This window comes from Rhodoblastus sp. 17X3, from assembly GCF_030056575.1.
GTDB lineage: Bacteria > Pseudomonadota > Alphaproteobacteria > Rhizobiales > Beijerinckiaceae > Rhodoblastus.
Window position 1 is genome coordinate 36,336 of sequence record NZ_JASHHX010000017.1, and the last position, 26,460, is coordinate 62,795.

A 26,460-nucleotide genomic window follows, 5' to 3' on the forward strand; every position below is an offset into this window, starting at 1 on the left:
CTGGAGGATGCGCATGACTGTTCCGGTCGCCTGGGACGAAAATCTGGCCAATGAGCTGATCAACGAACGATCCGGGCTCGAAGGCGCGATGCTGCCTATCCTGCACGCGTTGCAGGAAAAATTCGGCTATGTCGATTCGCGCGCGGTCGCGATCGTCGCCAATACGCTGAATGTCTCGCGCGCCGAGGTTTTCGGCACGATTTCCTTCTATCACGACTTCAAGCGCCAGCCGCCGCTCGGCCGCACGATCAAGCTCTGCCGCGCCGAAGCCTGCCAGGCGCGCGGCGCCGAGGAACTGGCCGCCCATCTCGAAAAGTCCGAGGGCGTGCAAATCGACGGCGGCTATCACAATGGCGTGCGAGTCGAGACCGCCTTTTGCCTCGGCAATTGCGCGCTCGGCCCCAACGCCCTTTTTGACGGCGAACTCTTCGGGAAGCTCGATCCGCAAAGTCTGCGCGAGCTTTTCGCCGCCGCCTCGCGCAAGGCGGGAGCCCGGCAATGAGCATTCGGGTCTATATTCCCCGCGACGCCGCCGCCCTTTCGGTGGGCGCGGAAGCCGTGGCCGAAGCCTTTCGGCGCGAGGCCGCGGCGCGCGGGCAAACGGTCGAAATCATCCGCAACGGGTCGCGCGGCATGTTGTGGCTGGAGCCGCTGGTTGAAGTCGAGACCGCCCAAGGCCGCATCGCCTATGGCCCGGTCTCGGCGCGCGACGTCGCCTCCCTGCTCGAATCCGGCGCGCTCCAGGGCGGCGACCATGCGTTGCGCCTCGGCCCGACGGACCAGCTCGACTGGATGAAGCGCCAGCAGCGCCTCACCTTTGAGCGCATTGGCGTCATCGATCCGCTTTCTCTCTCAGATTATTGCGCCCATGGCGGCCTCAAGGGCCTCAAGGCCGCGCTGACCATGGCGCCCGCCGACGTGGTCGAGCAGGTCCGCCTCTCCGGCCTGCGCGGGCGCGGCGGCGCCGGCTTCCCCGCCGGCATCAAATGGAAGACCGTCCACGACGCAGCCGCCGACCGCAAATATGTCGTCTGCAACGCCGACGAGGGCGACAGCGGCACTTTCGCCGACCGCATGATTTTCGAAGGCGACCCCTTCATGCTCATCGAGGGCATGGCGATCGCGGCATACGCCGTCGGCGCGGCGAAGGGCTTCATCTATCTCCGCTCGGAATATCCGCACGCGGCGACCGCCATGGAAAGCGCGATCCGCAGCGCGGAAAAAGCCGGCTGGATCGGGCGCGACGCCTTCGGCAAGGGCAGGAACTTCGATCTCGAACTGCGGATCGGCGCCGGCGCCTATATCTGCGGCGAAGAGACGTCGCTGCTTGAGAGCCTCGAAGGCAAGCGCGGCCTTGTTCGCGCCAAGCCGCCGCTGCCGGCGCTGTCCGGCCTGTTCGGCAAGCCGACTCTCATCAACAATGTGCTGACCCTCGCCGCCGTCCCCTATATTCTGGCGGAAGGCGCAAAAAGCTATGCCGATTTCGGCATGGGCCGCTCGCGCGGCACCCTGCCCGTCCAGCTCGGCGGCAATGTCTTGCACGGCGGATTGATCGAGCTGGCCTTCGGCATTTCGCTTCGCGAGATCATCGAGGGCTTCGGCGGCGGAACAGCCAGCGGGCGCCCGATCCGCGCCGTTCAGGTGGGAGGTCCGCTCGGCGCCTATCTCGCCGAAAAAGAACTCGACATGCCGATGGACTACGAGACCCTGGCCGCGAACCGCGCCATGCTCGGCCATGGTGGGATCGTGGTGTTCGACGACACCGTCGACATGGCCAAAATGGCGCGTTTCGCCTTCCATTTCTGCGCCAAGGAAAGCTGCGGCAAATGCACGCCCTGCCGCATCGGGGCGACCCGCGGCGAGGAAACCGTCGACAAGATCATCGCCGGGACCAATGTCGAGGCCAATATCGCCATCGTGCGCGACCTCTGCGACGTCATGACCGCCGGCTCGCTCTGCGCCCACGGCGGCCTCACCCCCATGCCCGTTTTGTCGGCCATCGACCGCTTTCCCGAGGATTTCATCCCGGCCGAGCGCAAGACCGCAGCCGAATAGGAGCGCCTTATGAGCCTCATTCAGGAAATCGATTTCGGCACGCCGATCCGCATCGCTGAGCGGACCGTCACCCTCACCATCGACGGCGAGCAGGTGAGCGTTCCGGAAGGAACCTCGGTCATGGCGGCCGCCATGTCGCGCGGCGTCAAGATCCCCAAACTCTGCGCCAGCGACAATCTGGAGCCGTTCGGCTCCTGCCGCCTTTGCCTCGTCGAGATCGAGGGGCGGCGCGGAACGCCCGCCTCCTGCACGACGCCGGCTGAAAACGGCATGGTCGTGCATACCCAGAACGAGCGCCTCGCCAAGCTGCGGCGCGGCGTGATGGAGCTTTACATCTCCGACCATCCGCTCGACTGCCTGACCTGCTCGGCCAATGGCAATTGCGAGTTGCAGGACGCCGCCGGCGAAGTCGGCCTGCGCGAGGTGCGCTACGGCTACAAGGGCGAGAACCATCTCGACGACGTCAAGGACGAGTCCAATCCCTATTTCTCCTATGACCCGTCGAAATGCATCGTTTGCAGCCGCTGCGTGCGCGCCTGCGAGGAAGTGCAAGGCACCTTCGCCCTGACCATCGAGGGCCGCGGCTTTGACTCGCGTGTAAAGCCCGGACCGACCAATTTCATCGAGTCGGAATGCGTCTCCTGCGGCGCCTGCGTGCAGGCCTGCCCGACAGCGACCCTGATCGAGAAGAGCGTCATCGAGCGCGGCCAACCGGAACATTCGCTGGTCACAACCTGCGCCTATTGCGGCGTCGGCTGTTCCTTCAAGGCGGAAATGCGCGGCGACGAGCTGGTCCGCATGGTTCCCTACAAGGCCGGTCAGGCCAATGAAGGCCATTCCTGCGTGAAGGGCCGCTTCGCCTATGGCTACGCCACGCACAAGGACCGCATGCTGAAGCCGATGATCCGCGCCCGGATCACCGACCCGTGGCGCGAAGTGAGCTGGGAAGAGGCGATTTCCCATACCGCCAGCGAGCTGAAGCGCCTTCAGGCGCAATATGGCCGGGATTCGATCGGAGCCATCACCTCCTCGCGCTGCACCAATGAAGAAGTGTTCGTGCTGCAGAAGCTGGTTCGCGCCGCCTTCGGCAACAACAATGTCGACACCTGCGCCCGCGTCTGCCATTCGCCGACCGGCTACGGCCTCAAAATGACGCTCGGCACCTCGGCCGGCACGCAGGATTTCGCATCCGTCGATTACGCCGACGTCATGCTCGTCATCGGCGCCAATCCGACCGACGGCCATCCGGTGTTCGGCTCGCGCATGAAGAAGCGCCTGCGCGCCGGGGCGAAGCTTATCGTCGCGGACCCGCGCTCGATCGACCTCGTCCGCACGCCGCATGTGCAGGCTGATTTCCATCTCCAGCTCAAGCCGGGGACCAATGTCGCGCTGGTGAATTCGCTGGCCCATGTAATCGTCACCGAAGGCCTCGTGAACGAAGCCTTTGTGCGCGAGCGCTGCGATCTCGACGAATTCGAAACCTGGGCGCGTTTCATCGCGCTGGCGCAAAACTCGCCCGAGGAGATGGAGCAATATACCGGCGTCCCGGCCAAGGACGTGCGCGCCGCCGCGCGGCTTTACGCCAGCGTGAAGAACGCCGCGATCTATTACGGCCTGGGCGTCACCGAACACAGCCAGGGCTCGACCACCGTCATGGCGCTGGCCAATCTGGCCATGGCCACCGGCAATATCGGCCATGTCGGCGCCGGCGTGAACCCGCTGCGCGGCCAGAACAATGTGCAGGGCTCCTGCGACATGGGCTCCTTCCCGCACGAACTGCCGGGCTATCGCCATGTTTCGGACGATGCGACCCGCGAGACGTTCCAGGCCCTTTGGGGCGTGGAGATCGACGACGAGCCGGGACTGCGAATCCCCAACATGATCGACGAGGCGGTCGCTGGCAATTACAAGGGCCTGTTCGTTCAGGGCGAGGACATCGCCCAGTCGGACCCCAACACCCAGCACATCACCTCGGGCCTTCTGGCGATGGAATGCGTGATCGTTCAGGACCTGTTCCTGAACGAGACCGCCAAATACGCCCATGTCTTCCTGCCGGGCTGCTCCTTCCTGGAAAAGGACGGCACCTTCACCAATGCCGAGCGGCGCATCAATCGCGTCCGCAAGGTCATGGCGCCCCTGTGCGGCAAGGATGAATGGCGGGTCTTCATCGAGCTTGCTCACGCGATGGGCTATGAGATGGATTATTCCCATCCGTCCGAGATCATGGACGAGATCGCCGCGCTGACCCCCACCTTCGCCGGCGTCAGCTATGCGAAGCTCGACGAGATGGGCTCGGTGCAATGGCCGTGCAACGAGGCGGCGCCTTATGGCACGCCGTTGATGCATGTCGACCGCTTCGTCGGCGGCAAGGGCCATTTCATGCTGACCGAATATGTTCCGACCCGCGAGCGCAGCGGACCGCGTTTCCCGCTCATCCTCACCACCGGGCGCATCCTGTCGCAATATAACGTCGGGGCGCAGACGCGCCGGACCGAGAACGGCTTTTGGCACAAGGAGGACGTACTGGAAATCCACCCGTTCGACGCCGAACAGCGCGGGATCGTGGATGGCGACCTGGTGTCCGTCGTTAGTCGCTCCGGCGACACGGCGCTGCGGGCGAAGATCTCGGACCGCATGCAGCCGGGCGTGGTCTACACCACCTTCCACCATCCGGGCTCCGGGGCCAATGTCGTGACCACCGACAATTCCGACTGGGCGACCAATTGCCCGGAATACAAGGTCACGGCGGTCGAGGCGCGGCGCGTCAATTCGCTCTCCACCTGGCAGGAGCGCAACGCCGAAGAGGATGTGAGCCTGCGGAGAGTCCTGGAGGCGACCCCGGATGCCGCAGAATGACCGTCCGCCTGCGTCGCATCTGACGCCGGCGCTCCGTATCGACGCGACGAGCGGCCTCGCGATCCCGACGCAGCGGGCCATCGCCAAGGAAATCCCCGTGAGCTTCGTCTATGGCGACGCGCCCTATGCGGTGATGATGGCGAGCCCCGGCGATGCGGAGGATTTCGCCTACGGCTTCAGCCTGACCGAGGGAATTATCCGCGCGGCGGGCGAGATCCGCGCGGTGAAGATCGGACCGCAAGCCAAGGGCCTCTCGGTCGAGATCGAGCTTGCCCCAGGGCGCTTCCGCGATCATCTTGCGCGCCGCCGCGCGATCATCGGGCGAACGTCGTGCGGCTTGTGCGGCGTGGAAACAGTGGAGCAATTGCCCCAGGCCGAGAAGCTCAGTCCGTCCCCGCCCGTCCCGGCGCGCGCGATCTTCTCCGCGTTGGCCAATCTCGACAGGAACCAGCGGCTCAACGCCGCAACCCACGCTGTCCACGCCGCCGCCTTCTGCTCGCGCGACGGCGCGATAAGGGCCGTGCGCGAGGACGTCGGGCGCCATAACGCGCTCGACAAGCTGATCGGCGCCTTGATCCGCGAAGGAGTGTCGCCGCGCGAGGGCTTCATTCTCGTCACCAGCCGCGCCTCGTTCGAAATGGTCGAGAAAGCCGCAATTTTCGGCGCGTCCACGCTCGTCGCCATCTCGGCGCCGACCTCGCTGGCGATCGAACGGGCGCAGGCTTTGGGCCTGACGCTCGCGGCCATCGCCCGCGCCGACAGCATGATGATTTTTTCCGGCGCGCTTGAAGCACAGGGCGGCGCAGGATCGGAGGCCGCCGCGTCATGAATCAGGATACGCATATTTTCGCCCACGAGGACAACGGCGCCAAGCTGATCCACATGGCGCAGGAAATCGCCGATTATTTCCACGCCTATCCTCAAGAGAGGGCGGTCGAGTCGATCGCCAGCCACATCAACCATTTCTGGACGCCGAAAATGCGTGAGGATTTCCTCGCCGCCGCCGACGCGCCAGGGCAGACTTTGACGCCGCTGCTGCAAGCCGCGCGCGGCGGAATCAAGAGAAAAAAGATCAAGTAAAAATCAAAGATAAAACAATGTCCTGGGGAGGACTCTATGACAAATACATTGAGGCTCGACGCGCCCTCCGCGCCGGGCTTGTTCGACCGTGAAGCCACCATCGCCAAGCCCGGATTCAACCGCTGGCTGGTGCCGCCGGCGGCCTTGGCGATCCATCTCTGCATCGGCATGGCCTACGGCTTCTCTGTGTTCTGGCTGCCGCTGAGCCAGTCCATCGGCATCAGCAAGGCCGTCGCCTGTCCCGCCGATTCCGGCCTGATGACGGCCCTGTTCACCACGAGTTGCGACTGGAAGGTTGCCGACCTCGGCTGGATGTTCACCTTGTTTTTCGTCCTGCTCGGCTCCTCGGCCGCGATCTGGGGCGGCTGGCTGGAGCGGGCAGGCCCGCGCAAGGCCGGCGTCGTCGCGGCCCTGTGCTGGGCCGGCGGCTTGTTCATCGGCGCGCTGGGCGTCTATCTGCACCAGCTCTGGCTGCTCTGGCTCGGACCGGGCATCATCGGCGGCGTCGGCCTCGGCCTTGGCTATATCTCGCCCGTCTCGACCCTGATCAAATGGTTCCCCGACCGCCGCGGCATGGCGACCGGCATGGCCATCATGGGCTTCGGCGGCGGCGCGATGATCGGCTCGCCGCTCGCGGCCATGCTGATGAACTATTTCAAGACCCCGCAATCGGTGGGCGTCTGGCAGACCTTCCTCGTGCTCGGCTGCCTCTATTTCGTCTATATGATGGCGGGCGCGTTCGGCTATCGCGTGCCGCCGCACGGCTGGCGGCCAGCGGGATGGGCGCCTCCCGCGACCGGCAAGAAAATGGTTTCGACCGGCAACGTCCATCTCAATGACGCGCTGAAAACCCCGCAATTCTGGCTGATCTGGGCCGTGCTCTGCCTGAACGTCTCGGCCGGCATTGGCGTGATCGGCATGGCCTCGCCCATGTTGCAGGAGATTTTTGGCGGCTCCCTCATCGGCAAGCCTGAACTGGGCTTCGCCGCGCTGGACGCCAGTCAGAAATCGGCCATTGCGGTGATCGCGGCGGGCTTCGCCGGCCTGCTGTCGCTGTTCAACATCGCCGGCCGCATCGGCTGGGCCACGATGTCGGACCAACTCGGGCGCAAGGCGACCTATTTCGTCTTCTTCGCGCTCGGCATCGCGCTTTACGCCAGCGTGCCGACCTTCGCCCATATAGGATCGAAACCACTGTTCGTCGGGGCGCTCTGCGTGATCCTGTCGATGTATGGCGGGGGCTTCGCCACCGTCCCGGCCTATCTCGCGGATATTTTCGGCACGCAATATGTCGGCGCGATCCACGGCCGCCTGCTGACCGCCTGGTCAACGGCGGGCATCGTCGGCCCGGTCGTTGTCAATTACATCCGCGAATTCAACAAGGCCGCGGGCGTTCCGGCGGACCGGCTCTATGACGTGACCATGTATGTGCTGGCGGGCTTTCTGGTTCTCGGCCTGATCTGCAACGCCATGGTGCGGCCGGTCGATCCCAAATGGCTGATGCCGGAAAAGGAAGTCGAGAAGCTCGAATCCGCACACGCCATTCCGTCTGGTCCGGTTGGCGCCTATGGCATCGGCGGAGGAGCTTTCGACTGGCGCACCGTGCTGGCCTGGCTGGCCGTCGGCGTTCCACTCGCCTGGGGCGTGCAGCAGACCTTCGCCAAGGCGCTGGCGATTTTTCACTGAACCTCTGGCCGGCCCGGAAATTTTCCCCTCCGGGCCGGCTCTTTTTATTCCCAGGCGCGCAGCAGTTTAGAATCCATCTAACAAACGCCAAAATGCTTCCTTAATCCTCGATCCCATTGCTTACTGGGTTTGTCGAAGTCAGCGACGGGCGTGAAATGATCCTCTGTTCCTGCAATCAGATCTCGGATCGGGATGTTAAGGCCAGCGTGAAGCCTTGCGGCGCCTCCGCCGAACGGGCGCGCGAAGTGTTCCGCGGCAAGGGCTGCCTGCCGAAATGCGGCCGCTGCGTCAAGAACATCCAGGCCATTTGCGACCGCGAGGCGGACGCCAAGGTCGAGAAACGTCTCCGGGCCCAGTCGAACGTCCAGCAATTCGCCGTGGCGGCGGAATGACCGAGGGCGGGATTTTTTCCCGGTGATATTTTCCAGGCATGACATTAATTTGAGCATGGCTCGGCGACCGCTCTGCTATAAATAGGCAATCGGGATCTTCCCTGACGCCGAAAGGAAAAGAACATGCGCGGCGACGCAAAGGTGATTGAATATCTCAACAAAGCCCTGCGCAGCGAACTCACCGCCATCAACCAATATTGGCTGCATTTTCGCATCCTCGACAATTGGGGCTACAAGGAACTCGCCAAGAAGTGGCGCAAGGAATCCATCGAAGAGATGGAGCATGCCGACAAGGTCACGGCGCGCATCCTGTTCCTTGAAGGCTTCCCCAACATGCAGGAGCTGAACGGCCTGCGGATCGGGGAGAATATCAAGGAGATCATCGAAGCCGATCTCGCCGCCGAGCTCGAAGCCCGCGCGCTTTACCTCGAAGCGGCCGCCCATTGCCTATCCGTCAACGACCGCGTGACGCAGAATCTTTTCGAGCAGTTGGCCCATGACGAGGAAGAGCATATCGACTTCCTCGAAACCCAGCTCGAACTGATCAGCCAGGTTGGCGTGCAGCTTTACGCTCAGAAGCACATCGGCGAATTGTCGTCGTAAGGGCCGGGCGGATTTACTCCGCCCGTTCCCCTTTCAGGTCAAAATCGACGCCGACCTCGAGGGCGACCCATTCCCCGGTCGCCCATTCCCCCTGCCCCACGCCGAAGACGTCGCGTTTCAGATCGACATGGCCTTTCGCCTGGGCCTTGCGCCCGTCGATCGCCAGCGTGAAAGGCAGGCGAATCTCCTTTGTCACGCCGCGCAAGGTCAAGTCGCCCAGCGCTTCATAGCCATTGGCCGCGCGGCTCACCTTGCGGGACTCGAACCGCGCCTGCGGAAAGCGCGCCGCGTCGAACCATTCCTTCGACGGCATCGCCGTGTCGCGCTGCTTGTCTCCGGTGGCGGCGCTGGCGATATCTACCGTCACGACGATCTTGGCGTCGTCGAGCCTGTCCGGGTCGAGCGAGACCTGGGCGTCGAAGCGGCTGAACTTGCCCACGAATTTGTCTCCGGTCTGCGTCCCGGAGAAGGTCAGAGCCCTTTCTCCGGGCGCGAGTTTCCAGTCCGCCGCATGGGAGGCGGACGTCGCCAGAACGAGTGCGGCGAAAGCGGCGGCGAATTTCATTTGGCGTTCTCCTTGCGGCCGCCAGACAGCGACATGCGGGACAGAGGCGCATCGCCCTTGAATGCATGGCGCAAGGCCGCGCCGATATGGATCGCGAGAACGGCGATAAGGGCGAAGGCGCCGTAATCATGTGCAAGCTTGAACGCTGCTGCAACAGGCGCCTTGTCGGTCAGTTCGGCCAGGAAGGGAATATGCGGCCAGGACAGAAGCCCGAACAGCACGGTCGGAATGTTCAGCGGCGAGGCAGAAACGAAGGCCCAACCGCTCAGCGGCAGCGCGAACATGAAGAGATAGAGCAGGACATGCCCGGCATGGGCGGCCGTCCGCTCCAGCGCCGGCATCGTCTCCGGCAGCGGCGGCGCACGATGCGTCAACCGCCACGCCAGCCGCACGACGGCCAGAAGCAGAATGACGACGCCAATGGATTTATGCAGCTGAAAGAGCTGAAACACGCGCATCTTGGGCAGATCCGCGTGTTTCATCGCCAGTCCGACGCCGATCAAGACGATGATTCCGAGCGCCATCGTCCAATGCAGGACGACGGCGACCACGTCATAGCGCTGGATCGGCGGCTTGCTCATATTACTGTTGAAGTTCGAAAGCGGCGTTGATGGTCACATGGACCTCGTCGCCGATCATCGGCGCATATTTCGAGACGCCAAAGTCCGTGCGCTTGATCACGCCTGTTCCCTCAAAGCCGACCGTATAGGCCTTGTCGATCGGATTGACACCGGCGCCGACGAAATGCGCCTTGAGCGTCAAGGGCTTGGTCACGCCATGAAGGGTCAGTTCGCCGGCGATGGTCGCCTCATTGGCGCCGGTCGGCGTCACCTTGGTCGAAACAAACGTCGCCTTGGGATATTTCGCGGCGTCCAGCCATTCCGGGTCCTTCAGCTCGTCGGTAAGCTTCTGCACCGTGGTCAGAATGGTGGCGGCGTCGACGGAAACTTCAAGTTTCGAGTTTTCCGGCTTGGCGGGGTCAAGCTTCAGCGATCCGGAGGCGCCGGACAGGACGCCGGAGAAATTCGACAGGCCGAAATGCGAAACCGTGAAATTGATCTGGGTGTGATAGGGCTCGACCTTGTAAACGCCGGCCTTGACGTCCTTGCCAGCAGCCTCGGCAAGAACGGCGGAGCCGGCCCCGGCGAGCAGAAGAGCGCCGATAGCGCCGGCGGCGAGAATGCGATTCATGGGAGTTTTCCTTTTCGTGGAAGCAGTTCATGGAGCCAAGCGACATTGGCGGAAAAATCCGCCTGACTTGCGCCTAGATTGCCGCCGGGCTCCCCTCCCCGTCTAGCCGTTGGTTTACGATATATTCCATCTGATTTTCAGATAGAATGCGTCATGCACGACCGCCTTTCGCTCGATCAGATCCGCACCTTCATCGCCGCCGCCGAAGAAGGCAGCTTCTCCGCCGCCGCGCGCAAGCTCGGGCGCGCGCAATCGGCGGTGAGCGACCTTGTCCGCCGGATGGAAGAACAGCTTGGCGTCGCCCTGTTCGACCGCGCCAGCCGCTCGCCGACCCTCACGGCGGCGGGGCGCCTGCTGCTGAAGGACGCCCGCGTCATCGGCGGCGCGGTCGACTTCCTGAATTTCCGCGCCAAAGGCCTGTCGCAGGGGCTCGAGCCGGAGCTCTGCGCCGTCATCGACGTCTATTTTCCGTTCCATGCGATCACCGAGGCGGCGAAACATTTTCGCCAGGAGTTCCCCGCCACGCCGCTGCGCCTCTATGTCGAGGTGTTGGGCGGCGCCACGGAGCCGGTGCTGGATGGCCGCGCCAGCCTCGCCGTCGTCGGCGGCCCCGCGCCCCTTCCCGAGGGCTTAAGCAGCGAACCGCTCAACGGCGTCGACATCGTCATGGTCGCTGCGCCCGACCACCCGCTCGCAGCTTACGAGGGCGTCATCCCACAAAGCGAACTGGCCAGACATGTGCAGCTCGTGCTGACCGAACGCTCCAACCGTTCCGCTGGGCTGGAATATGGCGTGATGTCGCCGACGACCTGGCGGCTGGCTGATCTCTATGCCAAACATTCCTTCCTGCTCGGCGGCCTCGGCTGGGGCTCGATGCCGCTGCACGCCGTGGAGCGCGACCTGGCAGAAGGGCGGCTGACGCGGCTCGCGACGCCGGAAAGCCCGATCACCGGACGGATCGTGCCCATGTCGGCGGTCTATCGCGCCTCGGCGCCGCCCGGACCGGCGGGGCGCTGGCTGATCGACAGGCTGAAGGGCTGCCCCTCGAATTGAGCTGGCGCGGCATATCCCAGTTTTGAATTATTCTAATGAGCAATATTTCGTTTGCGTCTTTTTTGCGACGCAGCAAGAAAGGATGGGCAAGCTCATTCACAAGCAGCGCCGGAACGCTTTCATGATCAAGTCCCTGTCCCGCATCGCCTTTTGTTCGGCGGCGTTCTGCGCGCTGGTCGGCGCCGCGCACGCGCAGGAAGCTTTCTCTGGCCGCTATTACGAGCTTGAGACAAAATATCTGTTCGGCTTTACCCAGGGCACGGATATCGGCGCGGAAGGCGAGAAGGAATTCGAGTCGGAAACCACCGGCGCCTTCGGCAAGAGAGGCGGGAGCTATCGCGCGATCGAGCAGGAACTGGAATTCGAACACGTCCCCTCGCAATATTGGGGCTATGAATTGTCGATCCACGGCCTGTCGCAGCAGATCAATGGCGTAGCGGGCCTGGACGATTTCAACCGGGCGGATTTCGCCGGTCTCTCGTGGAAGCCCAAATGGCTGATCATCGGGCGCGGCCCCGGCAATCCCATTGGCCTGTCGCTCTCGGTTCAGCCGGAATGGGGCCGCAGCGTCGGACCCAATGGCGTCCACGCCAATAGTTTCGCCATGGAGACGCGCCTCGCCGCCGATACCGAGCTGATTCCGAATATGCTTTATGCAGCGGCGAACCTGATCTACGCCCCGGAGGTCGAGCGCGCGCCCGGCGATCCGAGCTGGAGCCGGTCCTCTGGCTTCGGAGCCACCGCCGCCATGGCCTATCGTGTGACGCCCCAGGCCACGCTCGGCGGCGAAGTGGAATATTACCGCGCCTATGACGGCTTCGGCTTCAATACTTACAGTGGCGGCGCCTTGTATCTGGGACCGACCTTGCACATCCAGTTCAGTCCGAAGATATTCCTCGCCGCCGCCTGGTCGTTCCAGGTCGCGGGCCGCGCGCAGGGCGAGACCGGAAGTCTCGACCTGACCAATTTCGAACGCCAATACGCGAATTTGAAGGTCGGCTTCGAATTCTGACCCTTTGGCCCGCCTATCACTGGGAGAAGAAAATGAAAGCTGCACGCAATTCCGCCCTTATCGCCCTCGCGCTGCTGTTCGCCGCGCCCGCACTGGCGCAGCAGGCAAGCGTGCGCCTGACGATCAAGGACCATAAGTTCTCGCCTGCCGAAGCGCGCGCCCCGGCCAACCAGGCCTTCACCATCGTTGTGAAAAACCTGGACTCGACCGCCGCCGAATTCGAGAGCAAGAGCTTGCGCGTCGAAAAGATCATCGCGCCCGGCGGCGAAGTCTCGATGCAGATCCGTCCGCTCAACGCCGGCCGCTATCGCTTCTTCGACGATTTCCATCAGGCCACGACCGAAGGCGAACTCGTCGTCGAATAGGAATCAGGAAATGCTGGGCGCGCTGATCATTGTCTTTCGTGAAGTCATCGAGGCCGGCCTGATCGTCGGCATCGTGCTTGCGGTCACGCGCGGCGTGCCGGGCCGCGGCGCCTATGTCGGCGGCGGATTGGCCGCTGGCCTGCTCGGCGCCGCGATGGTCGCGGTTTTCGCCGGCGCGCTCGCCGACGCCTTTTCGGGCGCGGGGCAGGAATTGTTCAACGCCGGCATCCTCGCCCTCGCGGTCGTCATGCTCGCTTGGCACAACATCTGGATGGCGAGCCACGGCCGCGAAATGGCCGCCAACCTGCGCAGTGTCGGCGTCGCGGTCGCGGAAGGCTCGCAGAGCATGACGGCTTTGGCCGTGGTCGTCGCCGTCGCGGTCCTGCGCGAAGGCTCGGAGGTCGTGCTGTTTCTCTACGGGATCGCGGCTTCGGGAACGGCCGGATTCGGCCAGTTGCTGCTCGGCGGCCTGATCGGGCTCGCGCTCGGCGGCGCGCTGTCCCTGTTGATGTTCTATGGCCTCGTCGCAATACCGGCCCGCTATCTTTTCACCGTGACCACCGCGCTCATCACCTTCCTCGCCGCCGGCATGGCGTCGCAATGCGTGGTGTTCCTCCAGCAGGCGGGCCTCGTCACCGCTCTCTCTGGCACGCTATGGGACACGTCGGCGATCCTGCCCGACGATTCCATCGCCGGCCGCATCGCCCATGTTCTGTTCGGCTATGTGGATCAGCCCTCGGGCGCGCAGGCGCTTGTCTATTTCCTGGCGCTTGCCGGCATTTTCATCGCCACCCGCCTTGCCGCGCCCGCGCGCCGGCCCGCCGCCGCCTGAAACCCCGCGAAACCGCATTTAAATTGACGCGCATCATGGCGGCGAGGCCCGGCGTCGCCTATGTTCAAACATGGCGGAGGAAACCAAAGGCGCCGGCCCGAGCGCTGGCCCCGGGGTGCAACAACCGCCCCGCCTCCGGCAAGCCGCGCCAAAAGCGGCGGTCCACCCGAAAGTCGGGAGCAGTATCGTGAGCAAAATCGCCCTTCCACATGACGCATTCGTCTTCGTCGGCGACGGTCGCAAGGCGCTATTCCTGCGCAATGAGGGGGATGAGAAATTCGCCAATCTGGTCACGGAGCGCGTGTTGAACGGAGAGGAAAATCCGCCGACGCACGAGCAAGGCAGCGACCGCCCCGGTCGCGCTTATACAAGCGCTGGATTGGGCGCGCGCAGTTCTGTCGAAATGACCGACTGGCATGAAATTGAAGAGCATCGTTTCGCCCAGCGCGCCGCCGAAGCGCTCGAAGTTCTCGTGCGCGAACGCGGAACCCGGGTTCTGGTGATCGCAGCGCCCGCCAGGACGCTCGCCGACTTGCGGCGCACTCTCCACGCTGACGTCAAGAGCAAGGTGATCGCCGAGATCGACAAGGATTTCACCAAGATCCCCGTCTGGGAGATCGAAAAACATATCCTCGGCTGATTTTTGGTCGGCTGACCGTGTATGCGCCGCCCTCCGGGCGGCGCATTTTTCATGCGCGCGGCGAAGTCACCGCCCGGCCATTACGAACGGACTTTGCCCGATCGTGACGCAGCCGCATTTGTTTTCCCCGCATCGGCGCCGTATTCAACGCGCCGGCCGGAAAAATTCTCGCCCGACGCATTCGGCAGCAGCCCGGAATAAAGGCCTGGCGCGCCGTCGTCATACAGGACCGCGCGCAAAATCTTACGCCATAACTCCATGGTTCCCTCCCCAGGTCGCCGTGAGCCAGCAAAGGATATAGTTCAGACGAAAAGAATAACCAGAGGGTTAACAGCCTTATCCGACCTTCGATAAGGGCGCAGATCCGGTTTCTCCGTTCTTCCAGCTGATTTCTGGAACGCGACGCCGCGTCCGAGCGTTTCCGAAATGCGAGCGGCGGCGCACACGACCCGCCCGATCATTCGGGGAACAGGGCAGATGAACGAATCCCTTCAAGAAAAATCATGCACGCCCTGCCGCGGAGGCGCGCCGCCGCTGACGCGGGAGGAAGCCGAACATTTCCACGCGGAGGCGCGTGACTGGCGGCTGGACCAGGACGCGCGCCGGATCGAACGCAGCTTTCATTTCACCAATTTCCGGACAGCGCTTGCTTTCGTTGACGCCATCGGCGCACTCGCCGAAGCCGAAGGCCATCATCCGGACATCCACTTTGGCTGGGGCTACGCGACTGTGTTTCTCCAGACCAAGAAGATCAAGGGCCTGCATGAGAACGACTTCATCATGGCGGCAAAGATCGATCGCCTGTTTGCGCAAAGCTCAGCCGCGTGAGGCCACGCCGCGCCTCAATCGCCCGTTGAAAGCGGATGCCCAAACGCTCGCCCAGGTCATCGCGCGGGCGCTGTCAGACGCGGGCGCGCTAAAGCCAAGTTCTATCACAAATAGCAAACGTCGGAGCTTGCCTGGCTTTTGAGCCAACTCGAACCTCGAAGGGTCGTGAAACTCAGTACGTCATGTTGTGTCCCGCATCGATGGGGCGGGGACCGCTCCCATGCACTGCTGCACCTCGCCCGGCACGTCATAGTCGCACATGATTGCACGGCTGTCGCGCAGGCCACACGCCTCTCGTTGCACCACGAACATCCAGAGGGCTTGGCCGGCCTCCGTCACCAGGATGCGCCGCGCCTGTTTTGACGCCGGCGCGCCCGAGCGCGGGTGAGCGGCGTCGAACTCTCGCAGCTTGGCGAGCGCCTCTTCCAGCGCTCGTCCCATCCGCCCGAGCGCAAAAGCCTTCTCCTGAGCGATCTCATAGTTGAGAACGTCAATGGGAGCGCGATCAAGGCGAAAATCGCGGGACATCCGTCACGTATAGCTCCACATCGGTCGCCTGCGCAACGATGCGCTCCGCTGCGGCGCCTTCCGAGGGCGCCTTGCTGGGTCACTTCCGGCGGCAAGCGGAAGGCCGCGTGGGCGTCCGCTCGCAACTTTTCAGCGCGGGCAATGCGGTCGACGCAATCAACTTCGCAAGGCCATCGGCCAATGCAAACCGCTCGTCGAACCAGTCGAGGACCTGATCTGCTCTCGGCTTCGTCGAACACCTTATCTCGATGTCCACGAAACCGGCAGCAGCTCAGTCGCCCTTGCCATGCCATCGCACCACGGCAACTGGAACCGTGAAGGGTCTGCGCTGCGCGCCTCACCAACCGAACCACACTCACACCATCGCACGCGCGCACCGTCTGGCAGGCCAGAGCGAAAGCCCTTGGCGTCGGCGTCGGCGCTGTCCAAGGTGCGGGGAGCGCAACCGAGGCAAGCCCGCGACCATTGCACTGTGACGCCCTGCCGCACTTGATCGGGCGTGGGTGAGACGTTGCTCGGGTTTTAAGGTGGAAGCGTGTCAGGTCGGCAGGGTGCTGGCGGAGCGGCGAAGGCGATTCGGGCGCCCTCGCTTCCGATATGCTTCCGAAATTAGGTCTACCGGAAGCAGCAAGGCTCTAAGCCCTTGATTAAATGGTCGGAGTGGCGGGATTCGAACCCACGACCCCTAGTCCCCCAGACTAGTGCGCTAACCGGACTGCGCTACACTCCGACTGCCCGCCTTATAGACAAGGCTTGTCAGGCTGGCAACGCCGCAGCGAAAAAAACGTCGCAAAACCGGGTCAGCGTCCCCGGGCTTCTTCGAGAATTCGCGCGCCTTCGGCGAGTTCCGCCAGAATGGCTTCCATCCGATGACGATCCTGGGCGGAAAGGCGCGTGGCGCCTGGAGATCCATCGCCCGATGCGCGGACCGATTCGTCCGGCTCTGAGGCGCGATCCATGTCCAGTTCGGTCAGGAACTCGGCGCCCGGGCCCGCCTGCGTCGGATCGAATTTGGCGAGCGCTCGTTCGGCGTCCGCCGGCGCCGCCCCCTTGGCGCGCGACGCCGCGACCACCGCGCGCGCGCCCTGTTCCTTCAGGATGCGCTGCACGCCGCGAATCGTATAGCCCTCGCTATAGAGCAGCACGCGAATCGCGCCGACAAGCTGGATGTCCTCAGGGCGGTAATAGCGCCGTCCGCCGACGCGCTTCACCGGGCGGATCTGGCTGAACTTTGTTTCCCAGAATCGCAGGACATGCTGGGGAAGATCCAGCGCCTCGGCGACTTCTCCAATCGTGCGAAATGCGTCCTGGGTCTTGTCCATCAAGCGCTCCGGCGGGACATTCCGTCGCGCCGCGAATCCCCGCGACGGCGCAATGGAGATTTTCGGCCAAACCGGGGACTTGTCCAGAAAAATGATCGCCCGGCGCTATTCAGCCGTTGTTGATGCGCTCGCGCATGATGTGCGACGCCTTGAAGACCAGCACCTTGCGCGGGGAAATCGTCGCTTCGACGCCAGTCTTCGGGTTGCGGCCAATGCGTTCCCGCTTGGAGCGCTGGAGGAATGTGCCGAAGCTCGACAGCTTCACGTTCTCGCCGCGCAGAATGGCGTCGCTGATCTCGTCGATCACCGTTTCAACCAGCTGCGCCGATTCGAGCCGCGACAATCCGATGCGCCGGAAGACGGCCTCCGCGAGATCGGAGCGGGTCAGCGTCCGCCGATGTTCCGCGCTCTCGCTATGCGCGGCCGCGACTGCGGGTTCGTTCGTTTTCGGGATCAAGGTGTCCGTGGTCATGGAATGGGTCTCCCAAAAAGAATTCGTCTTCGCAAATTCCCACAGGGCCAGGTTCAAGCCCGGCTCCCAAACTGGCACTATACGCTAAAAATGGAGGATTCCGAGTAAAAACAAAGCCTTTGCCGCCGAGATCGGGGCGCAGACGCCGCCAGCGACCCTATTTTTGATCTAGATCAGGCAGGGGCAAAGCCTCACCAGCGGATCAGGGCCGCCCCCCAGGCGAAGCCGCCGCCGATCGCCTCGATCATTACGAGGTCGCCGGGCTTGATTCGTCCGTCCTCGCAAGCGACCGCGAGCGCCAGCGGAATCGAGGCCGCCGAGGTGTTGCCATGCGATTGCACGGTTTTGACCACCTTGTGCGGCGCGATATGCAGCTTCTGCGCCGAGGCGTCGATGATGCGCTGATTGGCCTGATGCGGCACGAACCAGTCGAGATCGTCCGCCGTCAGCCCGGTAGCCGCAAAAGAATCGGTCATCACGTCGGTCACGTGGCCCACCGCGAAGCGGAAGACTTCCTTGCCCTCCATGCGGAGATGGCCGGCCGTTCCGGTCGTCGAGGGTCCGCCGTCGACATAGAGCTTCGCGCGATGGCGGCCGTCCGACCGCAAATGGCTGGTCAGGACGCCGCGGTCGGCGTTGGCGCCCGTTCCCTCCTGCGCCTCGAGCACCAGGGCGCCGGCGCCGTCGCCGAACAGCACGCAGGTGGTGCGGTCGCTCCAGTCCATGATGCGCGAAAAGGTCTCGGCGCCGATCACGAGCGCGCGCTTGTGCGAGCCGGAGGTCAGGAACTTGTCCGCGGTCGCCACCGCGAAGACGAAGCCGGCGCAAACCGCCTGCAGATCGAAGGCGACGCCGCCGGTGACGCCAAGCTCGGCCTGGATCATGGTCGCGACGGAAGGAAAGGTATAGTCCGGCGTCGAAGTGGCGCAAATGATGAGGTCGATATCCTCGGGCGCCAGGTTCGCCTTGGCCAGAGCCGCGCGCGCCGCCGCCGCGCCGAGGGTCGAGGTGGTTTCCCCCTCGCCCGCGATATAGCGCTGCGTGATTCCGGTGCGCTGGACGATCCATTCGTCGGAGGTCTCGACCTCCTTCTCCAGCTCGCGATTCGTCACGCAACGGCGCGGCAAAGCGGAGCCCACGCCTTTAACTACCGAGCGCAGGCGCTTGTTTTCTTGCGTTTGTCCCGTCACGTGTCCCGTCACTTGTCCCGTCGCCTGGCGTTTTCGGTGGTTATTATCAAGCCGGATCGGGCTTTGGAGCTTCGAGCCGATCTTCATCCTGAAGGATCGGCGGGGCGCCTTCGAGCGCCGCCGCATGTTCGTTGGCGAGCACCATCATGTCGCGGATCTTGTCGAGCAGGCCGTGGCGGACCATGTTGCTGCCCAGCTCGATGGCGCCTGAGAAGCCGTCGGCGTCGAGCCCGCCATGTCCCTTGATAACCACGCCGTCGAGGCCGAGGAAGACGGCGCCGGTGGTTTCGCGCGGCGACAGCCGGGCCTTGAGATCTTCAAAAGCGCCGCGCGCCAGCAGCGCGCCGAGCCGGGTGAGCCAGCTCCGGTTCAGCGATTGCTTGAGATAGGAGCGGATCTGCTTGACCGTGCCCTCGGCCGTCTTGAGCGCAATGTTGCCGCTGAAGCCCTCGGTCACCACCACGTCCACCGCGCCCCGCCCGATATCGTCGCCTTCGACGAAGCCGCGATAATCGAGCAGAGGCGAGTCGATCGCCTGGAGCAAGCGAGAAGCCGCCTTGACCTCCTCGATGCCCTTGACCTCCTCGACGCCGACATTGAGCAGGCCGACGGTCGGGCGTTCAAGCTCGAACAGGCTGCGCGCCATGGCCGCGCCCATGATGGCGAGATCGACGTAATGCTGCGCGTCCGCGCCGATGGTCGCGCCGACGTCGAGTACGATCGAGCGGCCGCGCAGCGTCGGCCACAGCGCCGCGAGCGCGGGACGGTCGATCTGCGCCATGGTCCGCAGGCAGATCTTGGACATCGCCATGAGCGCGCCGGTATTGCCCGACGAGATCGCGCAATCGGCGTCGCCATTGCGCACAGCCTCGATCGCCTTCCACATGGAGGAATTGCGCCGGCCGGCGCGCAGGGCCTGGCTCGGCTTGTCGGCCATGCCGACCGCGACGCTGGTGTGGCGCACGCTCGTCACCGCCGCGAGCTGCGGCAGCGCCTGCAGCAAAGGCGCGATCTTCTCCTGGTCGCCAAACATCAGGAACTCGACGTCGGGATAACGCTCCAGGAATATGGCCGCGCCCGGAACGACGACGGAGGGACCAAAATCCCCGCCCATGGCGTCCAGCGCGATCCGCACAGGCTTTTCCATTCCTCTCCAGACTCCGATATCGACCGGCTCCTACAGGAGCGCGGGACAATAGCTTTTGCGCGGCGCTTGGCAAGCCCCACGTAGCGACCGCCGCTTGCGTTTATCAGTCTTTTTTGAGTTTGGCTAAAGCCGCGAAGGGCTTGGGAAGGGGTTCGCCGGCGTCCTCGGTGAGCGACCCGAATTCCACGCCGGGCTTGCGGGGATAGGGATCGAGGCCAAGCGCCAGGAATTCGGCCGCGAGGGCGCCGATATCGACCTTGCCGTCGATGATCGGGTCCGGCGGGTCGGGCTGTTCGGCCAGAGCCGCCGCCTTGTCGCGTGCGGCCTCGATATCGGCCATGGCCTTGGCGTAAGCCTCCTCGGCCTCGGATTGCGGGGCGAATTCGACCTCGAAAGGCTCGTCGACCGCCGTGTCGAACGGCTCGAGCGTCACAACGCAGATTTGCGCGACGATGGCCTTCACCCGGCCCCTGACGAGCAGGCGGTCGCGGCCGCGCCGGATCACATCGGCCTCCACCGCCAGTTTGCGGATGGCGTCGAGGCCGTCAAGCTCGGCGAGGGCGGCGCATTCCTCCGCGCTCGCCTCGAGATTGAGGCGCAGGCCGTTATCGCCGACAGAAGCGACGACCAGGGGGCGTGAGAAGGGCAGCGCGCCTTCCGGATCATGGGTCTGCATCATATTGGTCACCGAATAGCTTGACTTTGGGCGTTCGCCTCGCACGGATTTGAGGCCAAAACGCGTCAGGGCTCGGGAAAAGGAGCTTCCCCGCGCAGAAAAACGTCCAGCGGCGCCTGGTCGAGCGCGGCCTTGGCGCGCAGGAAATAGCCCGCCAGGGCCTTGCCGTCGCCCTCGCCGCCGAGGACATTGCGCGCCAGCGCGGCGGCAAGCGCCGCTTCGCCCTGCGCGAGCGCTTCGAAATAGGCGTTGCCGCGCCCCATGAAGGCGCCGGCGAGCTTCTTCATCTTTTTCGGCACCCCGGCGTCGGAAATGCCGACTTCCCTCAAGGCGTCGTCGAAATGGGAGAAGATGGCGTTGGAAAGGTCCTGCGACAGCCCCGGCGCCGGATCGGGCAGCAGGCTAAGTCGCCGCAGAATCAGCCCGGCGTTGAGCGTGAGGATCTCGAAGCGGCCTTCGAACGTGTCCGCCACGCCATAGGGCGGCAGAAAAAACGCCGGGAGTCGGGACTGCGCCACCACCGCCTCGTGCAGGCGCGCGATCTGATCTTCCAGCGGTTTCGGACGGAAAAGACCGAAAATCATAGAGTTCGACCCTCCGCCAGCCTCCGCCGGCGCGAAGCGCGGCGGGGACCGGATACAAGACTTCAACCAAGCCCTTGTACAAGACTTGAAGCAACACTTGTTGTAACTCTTGGCCTTGCTTTTGCCTTCCCCCGGGGTTAGGCGTGAGCGCGACGGGATGCAAGGGCAAACTTGCGGAAAGAGCGGAGATTCTGAATGCGAGCGACAATCCAGCGGCGCAAGGCGACGAACGACACGCGCCAGGCATTCGCCCGCGGCGCTTTCGCACTCGCGGCCGCGCTTGCGCTGGCGCCGCTCTCGGGCTGCTCCACGCTTGACGAAAACGTCGTTCATCGCGGCTATGTCTTCGACGATCAGACCATCGCCCAGGTGCGCCCCGGCATGCCGGCGGAACAGGTGCTGATCATGCTCGGCACGCCCTCCACCACCTCCACCGTCGGCGGCGAAGCCTGGTATTACATCAGCCAGCGGGTCGAGCGCATGATGCCGGCCATGCCCTCCCGCGTGACGGACCAACGCGTTTTCGCGGTCTATTTCGACGCCAACAAGAAGGTGACCCGGACCGGCAATTACGCTCTGCAGGACGGCAAGGTGGTCGATTTCACTACGCGCCAGACCGTCACTGCCGGCGGGGAAAGCCGACTGTTGCAGACCCTGCTCAGCCAGATGGGCAAGTTCCAGTACAAGTTCTGACCCCAACACACTCATTCAAAACGAAAAAACCCGCGGATCGCCTCCGCGGGTTTTTGTTTTTCAGGGCGCTGGTTATCGAAGCGCTTGCCGGCCGGGATCCCCGGCCGGAGTCTGGCTTTGCCGTCAGAGCCCCTGGTGCGCCAGGATGGCGAGCAGCAGCAGCGCGACGATATTGGTGATCTTGATCGCCGGGTTCACGGCCGGCCCGGCAGTGTCCTTGTAGGGGTCGCCGACGGTGTCGCCCGTCACCGAGGCCTTGTGCGCCTCGCTGCCCTTGAAGTGCTTCACGCCGTCCTTGTCGATGAAGCCGTCCTCGAAGCTCTTCTTGGCGTTATCCCAGGCGCCGCCGCCCGAGGTCATCGAAATGGCGACGAACAGGCCATTAACGATCACGCCGAGCAGCGAGGCGCCGAGCGCCGCAAAGGCCGAGGCCTTGCTGCCCGAAATCAGCAGCACGCCGAAATAGACCACCAGCGGCGCCAGCACCGGCAGCAGCGAGGGAATGATCATTTCCCGAATCGCGGCCTTGGTCAGCATGTCCACGGCGCGGCCGTAATCGGGCCGGGTCGTGCCTTCCATGATGCCGGGCATTTCGCGGAACTGCCGGCGCACTTCCTCGACCACCGAGCCCGCCGCGCGGCCCACCGCCGTCATGGCGATGCCGCCAAACAGATAGGGGATGAGGCCGCCGAAAATCAGGCCCGCTACGACATAGGGGTTGGACAGGTCGAAATTGACCTGCCCGACATCCTTGAAATAAGGCAGGCCCTGATCGATGAACGAGCGCAGATCGTTGGTATAGGCCGCAAACAGCACCAGCGCGCCAAGGCCGGCCGAGCCGATGGCGTAGCCCTTGGTCACGGCCTTGGTGGTGTTGCCGACCGCGTCGAGCGCGTCGGTGGACTGGCGCACTTCCTTGGGCAGGCCTGCCATTTCGGCGATGCCGCCGGCGTTGTCGGTGACCGGGCCGAAGGCGTCGAGCGCCACGATCATGCCGGCGAGGCCGAGCATGGTGGTGACCGCGATCGCCGTGCCGAACAGACCGGCGAGCTGGTAGGTGGAAATGATGCCCGCCACGATCACGAGCGCCGGCAGAGCCGTCGATTCCAGCGAAATCGCGAGGCCCTGGATGACGTTCGTGCCATGGCCGGTGACCGAGGCCTGGGCGATGGACACCACCGGACGCTTGCCCGTGGCGGTATAATATTCAGTGATATAGACGATGGCCCCCGTCACCGCGAGGCCGACGAGGCCGCAGACGAAGAGATTGGCGCCGGTCACGGCTTGTCCCGCGACGACGCCGATGGAGCCCCAGCCGACCAGGAAGTGGGTGGCCACGGCAAGGCCAACGATCGACAGGAGGCCCGTTGCGATCAGGCCCTTGTAGAGAGCGCCCATGATGGAGTTATTGGCGCCGAGCTTGACGAAGGTCGTGCCCGCGATCGAGGTGACGATGCAGGCCGCGCAGATCGCCAGCGGATAGAGCATGGTGGCGCCGAGCGCCGCCGAGGCCTTGAAGAAGATCGCGGCCAGCACCATCGTCGCGACCACGGTCACGGCATAGGTTTCGAACAGATCGGCCGCCATGCCCGCGCAGTCGCCGACATTGTCGCCGACATTGTCCGCGATGGTCGCCGGATTGCGCGGGTCATCCTCGGGAATGCCCGCCTCGACCTTGCCGACGAGGTCGGCGCCGACGTCCGCGCCCTTGGTGAAAATGCCGCCGCCAAGACGAGCGAAAATCGAGATCAGCGAGGCGCCGAAGCCCAGCGCCACCAGCGAATCGATGACTTCGCGATTATCGACGGAAAGGCCCATCGGGCCGGTCAGGACCCAGAAATAGACCGACACGCCGAGCAGCGCCAGGCCGGCGACCAGCAGGCCGGTGACCGCGCCCGCCTTGAAGGCGATATCGAGGCCGCCAGCGAGCGACTTGGTCGCTGCCTGGGCGGTGCGGACATTGGCGCGGACCGAGACATTCATGCCGATGAAGCCGGCCGCGCCCGAAAGAACCGCGCCGATCAGGAAGCCGATGCCCGTCTTAATGCCGAGCAGAAAGATCAGCAGGACGAAAATCGCCGCGCCGACGACGCCGATTGTGATGTATTGCCGATAAAGATAGGCCTGCGCGCCTTCCGCGATCGCAGCTGAAATTTCCTGCATCCGCGCCGAACCGGCGTCCGCCGCCATAACTTTCTGGATGGTGACGATTCCATAGGCGACGGACAGTAGTCCGCCCAGGATGATGAGCCAAATAGCCATTAATTCCGCCCCTTCATTTTTGGATTCCTTATGTCTGAGACTGCCGTCAAGCGTGGGTCGCCGGCATTGTTCAGGATCAATCCGTTCTTATAGGGGGCAATCTTCCACAAAGGCGCGGGACCCGCAATGGCGGCCAAGCCGACGCTAGTCCCCAAAAAGCCGACGCTAGTCCCAAAAAAGCCGACGCTCTTCCCAAAAAAACTGACGCGCATCCCAAAAAAGCTGACGCTCGGACCTGAAAAATGGAAGCCGGCGTCAGCAGGATGGACGCGTCGCAAAGCTAAAAATGGCTGAACCGCTCCTGGCGGAACATCACGGGCTCGCCGTCGGGCCCGATGAAAATATCGCCCGTCAGAGCCGGGCCGACCGTCCCGATCGTCGTGACGGGAACCCCCGCCGACGCTGCGAGGGCCTCGAAACGCGCCGCCGCCCCAGTCGGGACGGCGCAGAGCACTTCATAATCGTCGCCGCCGCAGAAAATCCGCTCAAACAGGCGCGAATCGGCTCGCAAGGCAGCCATGACGGCCTCCGACTGCGGCGCCTTGCGCAGGTCGATCTTCGCGCTCGCGCCGCTTGCGCGCATCATGGCGCGCAGATCGCCGACAAGGCCGTCGGAAACGTCCATCGCGGCGCTGGCGCAGGCGCGCAGGGCTAGCACCAGCGGAAGGCGCGCGCGCGGCGCAAGATAGCGGGTGACCAGCCACGCCTGTTGCGATGTCGAAAGCGCGGCGGCCCAATCCGGCGCCGGGGCGCCGTCGATTTGCGCCTGCCGCAGGATGAGGCCGAGCGCGGCGTCGCCGATGGTTCCGGACACATAGAGCGCGTCGCCAGGCTTCGCGCCCGTGCGGGGCGTCATCTTGCCGGCGGTGACCGCCCCCAGCGCCGTAATCGACAGCATCAGCGGCCCCGGCGTCGACACTGTGTCGCCGCCAAGCAGAGGGCAACGAAATTCGCGCGAAACTTCCCCGAGACCTAGGGCGAACGACTCCAGCCAGTCTGGCGTCCAGTCGCGCGGCAGGGCGAGCGTGAGCAGGAAGCCCAGCGGGTCGGCGGCCTTGGCGGCGAGGTCGGAGAGATTGACCGCGAGCGCCTTGGCGGCGATGCGGTCCGGCGGGTCCGCCGTAAAAAAATGGACGCCCTCGATCAAGGCGTCGGCGGTGACGACGATCTCGGCGCCCGGCGGCGGCGCGAGCAGGGCCGCGTCGTCGCGCAGGCCAAGGCCGCCCGCCCCGGCCAGAGGCGCGAAATAGCGGGCGATCAGTTCTGCTTCGTTCAAGAGCGCCTCTCCCGTGACCCGGCGCGGCATCTCTTCGCGTCAGGCCGAAAATTCCTCGGCGCGGCTCTTGCGCGCCAGCGCGTCGAGCACGGCGTTGATCATGCCCGCTTCGTCGCGTGCGAAAAAGGCGCCCGCGACATCGACATATTCCTTGATCGCCACCCGCGCGGGAATGTCGGCGCGGCGCAAGAGCTCGAAGGCGCCGGCGCGCAAGATGGCGCGCATCAGAGCCTCGATCCGGCGCAGCGGCCAGCCTTCGGTCAGCGTCTTGTCCACGGCGCGGTCGATCTGGACCTGATTTTCGACAACGCCGGAAACGATGGAGCGGAAAAAGGCGATTTCCGCCGGCTTGTATTGCTCGCCGTCGACCTCCTGGCCGATCCACCAGGTCTCGAATTCGGCGAGGATCTCCGCGAGTCCCTTGCCGCCGAGCTCCATCTGGTAGAGCGCCTGGACCGCCGCGAGGCGCGCGGCGGAACGATTTTCGGCCGCCATCAGCGCGCCCCCTGTTTCAAACGATACATGGCGAGAGCCGCGCGCGCCGCGTCGCCGCCCTTGTCGAGGCGCGCGCGGTCGGCGCGCTCCACGGCCTGAGCCTCGTTTTCGGTGGTGAGAATGCCATTGCCGAGCGGTATTTTGCGCGCGACGGAAAAATCCATCAAGGCGCGGGCGCTTTCGCCGGCCACAATCTCAAAATGATAGGTTTCGCCGCGAATGACGCAGCCCAGCGCGACGACTCCATCATAGGGCGTCCCGGACTGTTCGGCGGCGTCGAGCAGGATCGCGGCGGCGGCGGGAATTTCCAGCGCGCCCGGAGCGCGCGCGACGGTCCAGCGGGCCTGCGCCCCGGCGAATGCCGCGGTCGCCCCTTCCAGCAGCATTTCGCCGATGGAATCGTAAAACCGCGCCTCGACGATGAGAAAATGCGCGCCTGCGACGGATGTCTGCAATTCTGGCGCTCGGCTTGGCTCCGCCATGGGGCTTCCTGTGGTCTGACTGTCTTGCCGGAAAGGCGAGTTGAATAGGACGGGCGGCGCCCCCGCGCAACATATAATGCTCGCGCGCGAAAGCCGGCGCGCGGAAAAAGCCCCGACGCGCCAGCGTTCGATGCAAGATTTTCAGGAAAGAAAAAACGGGACCCGGCGCGTCGCC

General features: G+C 64.3%; 29 protein-coding genes and 1 tRNA gene. 15 read left to right on the top strand and 15 right to left on the bottom strand.

Annotated elements, in window-relative coordinates; translation table 11 throughout:
• Positions 1-13: 13 nt before the first annotated feature.
• From QM467_RS15035 to bfr, 8 genes are all read left to right on the top strand, one after another.
• The gene (locus QM467_RS15035; protein ID WP_283367156.1) at positions 14-502 is read left to right on the top strand and encodes an NAD(P)H-dependent oxidoreductase subunit E; all 489 of its coding nucleotides are present in this window, start codon (positions 14-16) and stop codon (positions 500-502) included.
• Entirely contained in the window at positions 499-2,055 is a 1,557-nt protein-coding gene (locus QM467_RS15040) for a formate dehydrogenase beta subunit (RefSeq protein WP_283367157.1), read from the top strand. The genes QM467_RS15035 and QM467_RS15040 overlap by 4 nt, the downstream gene beginning before the upstream one ends.
• A gap of 9 nt (positions 2,056-2,064) precedes the next feature.
• On the top strand, positions 2,065-4,911 hold the full coding sequence (gene fdhF / locus QM467_RS15045) for a formate dehydrogenase subunit alpha (protein ID WP_283367158.1): 2,847 nt from the start codon (positions 2,065-2,067) through the stop codon (positions 4,909-4,911).
• Complete coding sequence (fdhD, locus tag QM467_RS15050; protein ID WP_283367159.1) at positions 4,898-5,740, top strand: formate dehydrogenase accessory sulfurtransferase FdhD; 843 nt, start codon at positions 4,898-4,900, stop codon at positions 5,738-5,740. The genes fdhF and fdhD overlap by 14 nt, the downstream gene beginning before the upstream one ends.
• Positions 5,737-5,991 (top strand): formate dehydrogenase subunit delta, encoded by a 255-nt coding sequence (locus tag QM467_RS15055; protein ID WP_283367160.1) that lies wholly within the window; start codon positions 5,737-5,739, stop codon positions 5,989-5,991. Before fdhD ends, QM467_RS15055 begins: the two co-directional genes overlap by 4 nt.
• A 36-nt stretch (positions 5,992-6,027) precedes the next feature.
• The gene (locus QM467_RS15060) at positions 6,028-7,677 is read left to right on the top strand and encodes an OFA family MFS transporter (protein ID WP_283367161.1); all 1,650 of its coding nucleotides are present in this window, start codon (positions 6,028-6,030) and stop codon (positions 7,675-7,677) included.
• A gap of 155 nt (positions 7,678-7,832) precedes the next feature.
• Complete coding sequence (locus tag QM467_RS15065) at positions 7,833-8,069, top strand: (2Fe-2S)-binding protein (protein WP_283367162.1); 237 nt, start codon at positions 7,833-7,835, stop codon at positions 8,067-8,069.
• Positions 8,070-8,192: 123 nt separating this feature from the next.
• Positions 8,193-8,672, top strand: a complete 480-nt coding sequence (gene bfr / locus QM467_RS15070; protein WP_283367163.1) for a bacterioferritin — start codon at positions 8,193-8,195, stop codon at positions 8,670-8,672.
• 13 nt (positions 8,673-8,685) lie between these two features.
• Here the strand turns inward: bfr and QM467_RS15075 are convergent, their stop codons facing one another.
• The 3 genes from QM467_RS15075 to QM467_RS15085 are packed head-to-tail and all read right to left on the bottom strand — an operon-like array spanning position 8,686 to position 10,428.
• Positions 8,686-9,237, bottom strand: a complete 552-nt coding sequence (locus QM467_RS15075) for a YceI family protein (protein ID WP_283367164.1) — start codon at positions 9,235-9,237, stop codon at positions 8,686-8,688.
• Positions 9,234-9,818, bottom strand: a complete 585-nt coding sequence (locus tag QM467_RS15080; RefSeq protein ID WP_283367165.1) for a cytochrome b — start codon at positions 9,816-9,818, stop codon at positions 9,234-9,236. The genes QM467_RS15075 and QM467_RS15080 overlap by 4 nt, the downstream gene beginning before the upstream one ends.
• A gap of 1 nt (position 9,819) precedes the next feature.
• Complete coding sequence (locus tag QM467_RS15085) at positions 9,820-10,428, bottom strand: YceI family protein (RefSeq protein WP_283367166.1); 609 nt, start codon at positions 10,426-10,428, stop codon at positions 9,820-9,822.
• A gap of 153 nt (positions 10,429-10,581) precedes the next feature.
• Between QM467_RS15085 and QM467_RS15090 the strand changes: the two genes are divergently transcribed.
• The 6 genes from QM467_RS15090 (at position 10,582) to QM467_RS15115 (ending at position 15,158) form a co-directional block, all read left to right on the top strand.
• Positions 10,582-11,481, top strand: coding sequence for a LysR family transcriptional regulator (locus tag QM467_RS15090; RefSeq protein ID WP_283367167.1), 900 nt, complete (start codon positions 10,582-10,584; stop codon positions 11,479-11,481).
• Positions 11,482-11,602: 121 nt separating this feature from the next.
• Positions 11,603-12,493: a transporter gene (locus QM467_RS15095; protein ID WP_283367168.1), complete on the top strand. Its 891-nt coding sequence runs from the start codon at positions 11,603-11,605 to the stop codon at positions 12,491-12,493.
• 32 nt (positions 12,494-12,525) lie between these two features.
• Positions 12,526-12,858 (top strand): cupredoxin domain-containing protein, encoded by a 333-nt coding sequence (locus QM467_RS15100; protein WP_283367169.1) that lies wholly within the window; start codon positions 12,526-12,528, stop codon positions 12,856-12,858.
• Positions 12,859-12,868: 10 nt separating this feature from the next.
• The gene (locus QM467_RS15105; protein ID WP_283367170.1) at positions 12,869-13,690 is read left to right on the top strand and encodes an FTR1 family iron permease; all 822 of its coding nucleotides are present in this window, start codon (positions 12,869-12,871) and stop codon (positions 13,688-13,690) included.
• Between the two features lie 187 nt (positions 13,691-13,877).
• The gene (locus tag QM467_RS15110) at positions 13,878-14,330 is read left to right on the top strand and encodes a host attachment protein (protein WP_283367171.1); all 453 of its coding nucleotides are present in this window, start codon (positions 13,878-13,880) and stop codon (positions 14,328-14,330) included.
• Positions 14,331-14,807: 477 nt separating this feature from the next.
• Positions 14,808-15,158, top strand: a complete 351-nt coding sequence (locus QM467_RS15115; RefSeq protein ID WP_283367172.1) for a 4a-hydroxytetrahydrobiopterin dehydratase — start codon at positions 14,808-14,810, stop codon at positions 15,156-15,158.
• 180 nt (positions 15,159-15,338) lie between these two features.
• On the opposite strand, the gene QM467_RS15120 is transcribed toward QM467_RS15115, so the two are convergent.
• From QM467_RS15120 to QM467_RS15155, 8 genes are all read right to left on the bottom strand, one after another.
• Positions 15,339-15,686, bottom strand: coding sequence for a DUF6665 family protein (locus QM467_RS15120; protein WP_283367173.1), 348 nt, complete (start codon positions 15,684-15,686; stop codon positions 15,339-15,341).
• Positions 15,687-16,338: 652 nt separating this feature from the next.
• Positions 16,339-16,416, bottom strand: a tRNA-Pro gene (locus tag QM467_RS15125).
• 70 nt (positions 16,417-16,486) lie between these two features.
• The gene (locus QM467_RS15130) at positions 16,487-17,008 is read right to left on the bottom strand and encodes a MerR family transcriptional regulator (protein WP_283367174.1); all 522 of its coding nucleotides are present in this window, start codon (positions 17,006-17,008) and stop codon (positions 16,487-16,489) included.
• A gap of 109 nt (positions 17,009-17,117) precedes the next feature.
• A complete protein-coding gene (locus tag QM467_RS15135) occupies positions 17,118-17,480 on the bottom strand; it encodes an integration host factor subunit alpha (protein WP_283367175.1) in 363 nt (120 codons plus the stop codon).
• A gap of 191 nt (positions 17,481-17,671) precedes the next feature.
• The gene (locus QM467_RS15140; RefSeq protein ID WP_283367176.1) at positions 17,672-18,682 is read right to left on the bottom strand and encodes a beta-ketoacyl-ACP synthase III; all 1,011 of its coding nucleotides are present in this window, start codon (positions 18,680-18,682) and stop codon (positions 17,672-17,674) included.
• A 34-nt stretch (positions 18,683-18,716) separates the two neighbouring features.
• Positions 18,717-19,817: a phosphate acyltransferase PlsX gene (plsX, locus tag QM467_RS15145; protein ID WP_283367177.1), complete on the bottom strand. Its 1,101-nt coding sequence runs from the start codon at positions 19,815-19,817 to the stop codon at positions 18,717-18,719.
• A gap of 103 nt (positions 19,818-19,920) precedes the next feature.
• Positions 19,921-20,496: a YceD family protein gene (locus QM467_RS15150; RefSeq protein ID WP_283367178.1), complete on the bottom strand. Its 576-nt coding sequence runs from the start codon at positions 20,494-20,496 to the stop codon at positions 19,921-19,923.
• 62 nt (positions 20,497-20,558) lie between these two features.
• On the bottom strand, positions 20,559-21,077 hold the full coding sequence (locus QM467_RS15155; RefSeq protein ID WP_283367179.1) for a ubiquinol-cytochrome C chaperone family protein: 519 nt from the start codon (positions 21,075-21,077) through the stop codon (positions 20,559-20,561).
• A gap of 195 nt (positions 21,078-21,272) precedes the next feature.
• Here QM467_RS15155 and QM467_RS15160 point away from each other — a divergent pair, with 195 nt between their 5' ends.
• Entirely contained in the window at positions 21,273-21,770 is a 498-nt protein-coding gene (locus QM467_RS15160) for an outer membrane protein assembly factor BamE (RefSeq protein ID WP_283367180.1), read from the top strand.
• Positions 21,771-21,893: 123 nt separating this feature from the next.
• Here the strand turns inward: QM467_RS15160 and QM467_RS15165 are convergent, their stop codons facing one another.
• From QM467_RS15165 to ribH, 4 genes are all read right to left on the bottom strand, one after another.
• Positions 21,894-24,032, bottom strand: coding sequence for a sodium-translocating pyrophosphatase (locus QM467_RS15165; RefSeq protein WP_283367181.1), 2,139 nt, complete (start codon positions 24,030-24,032; stop codon positions 21,894-21,896).
• 280 nt (positions 24,033-24,312) lie between these two features.
• A complete protein-coding gene (thiL, locus tag QM467_RS15170; RefSeq protein ID WP_446737785.1) occupies positions 24,313-25,338 on the bottom strand; it encodes a thiamine-phosphate kinase in 1,026 nt (341 codons plus the stop codon).
• A 9-nt stretch (positions 25,339-25,347) separates the two neighbouring features.
• Entirely contained in the window at positions 25,348-25,803 is a 456-nt protein-coding gene (gene nusB / locus QM467_RS15175) for a transcription antitermination factor NusB (protein WP_283367183.1), read from the bottom strand.
• Positions 25,803-26,285: a 6,7-dimethyl-8-ribityllumazine synthase gene (gene ribH / locus QM467_RS15180; RefSeq protein WP_283367184.1), complete on the bottom strand. Its 483-nt coding sequence runs from the start codon at positions 26,283-26,285 to the stop codon at positions 25,803-25,805. Before ribH ends, nusB begins: the two co-directional genes overlap by 1 nt.
• Between the last annotated feature and the right edge of the window lie 175 nt (positions 26,286-26,460).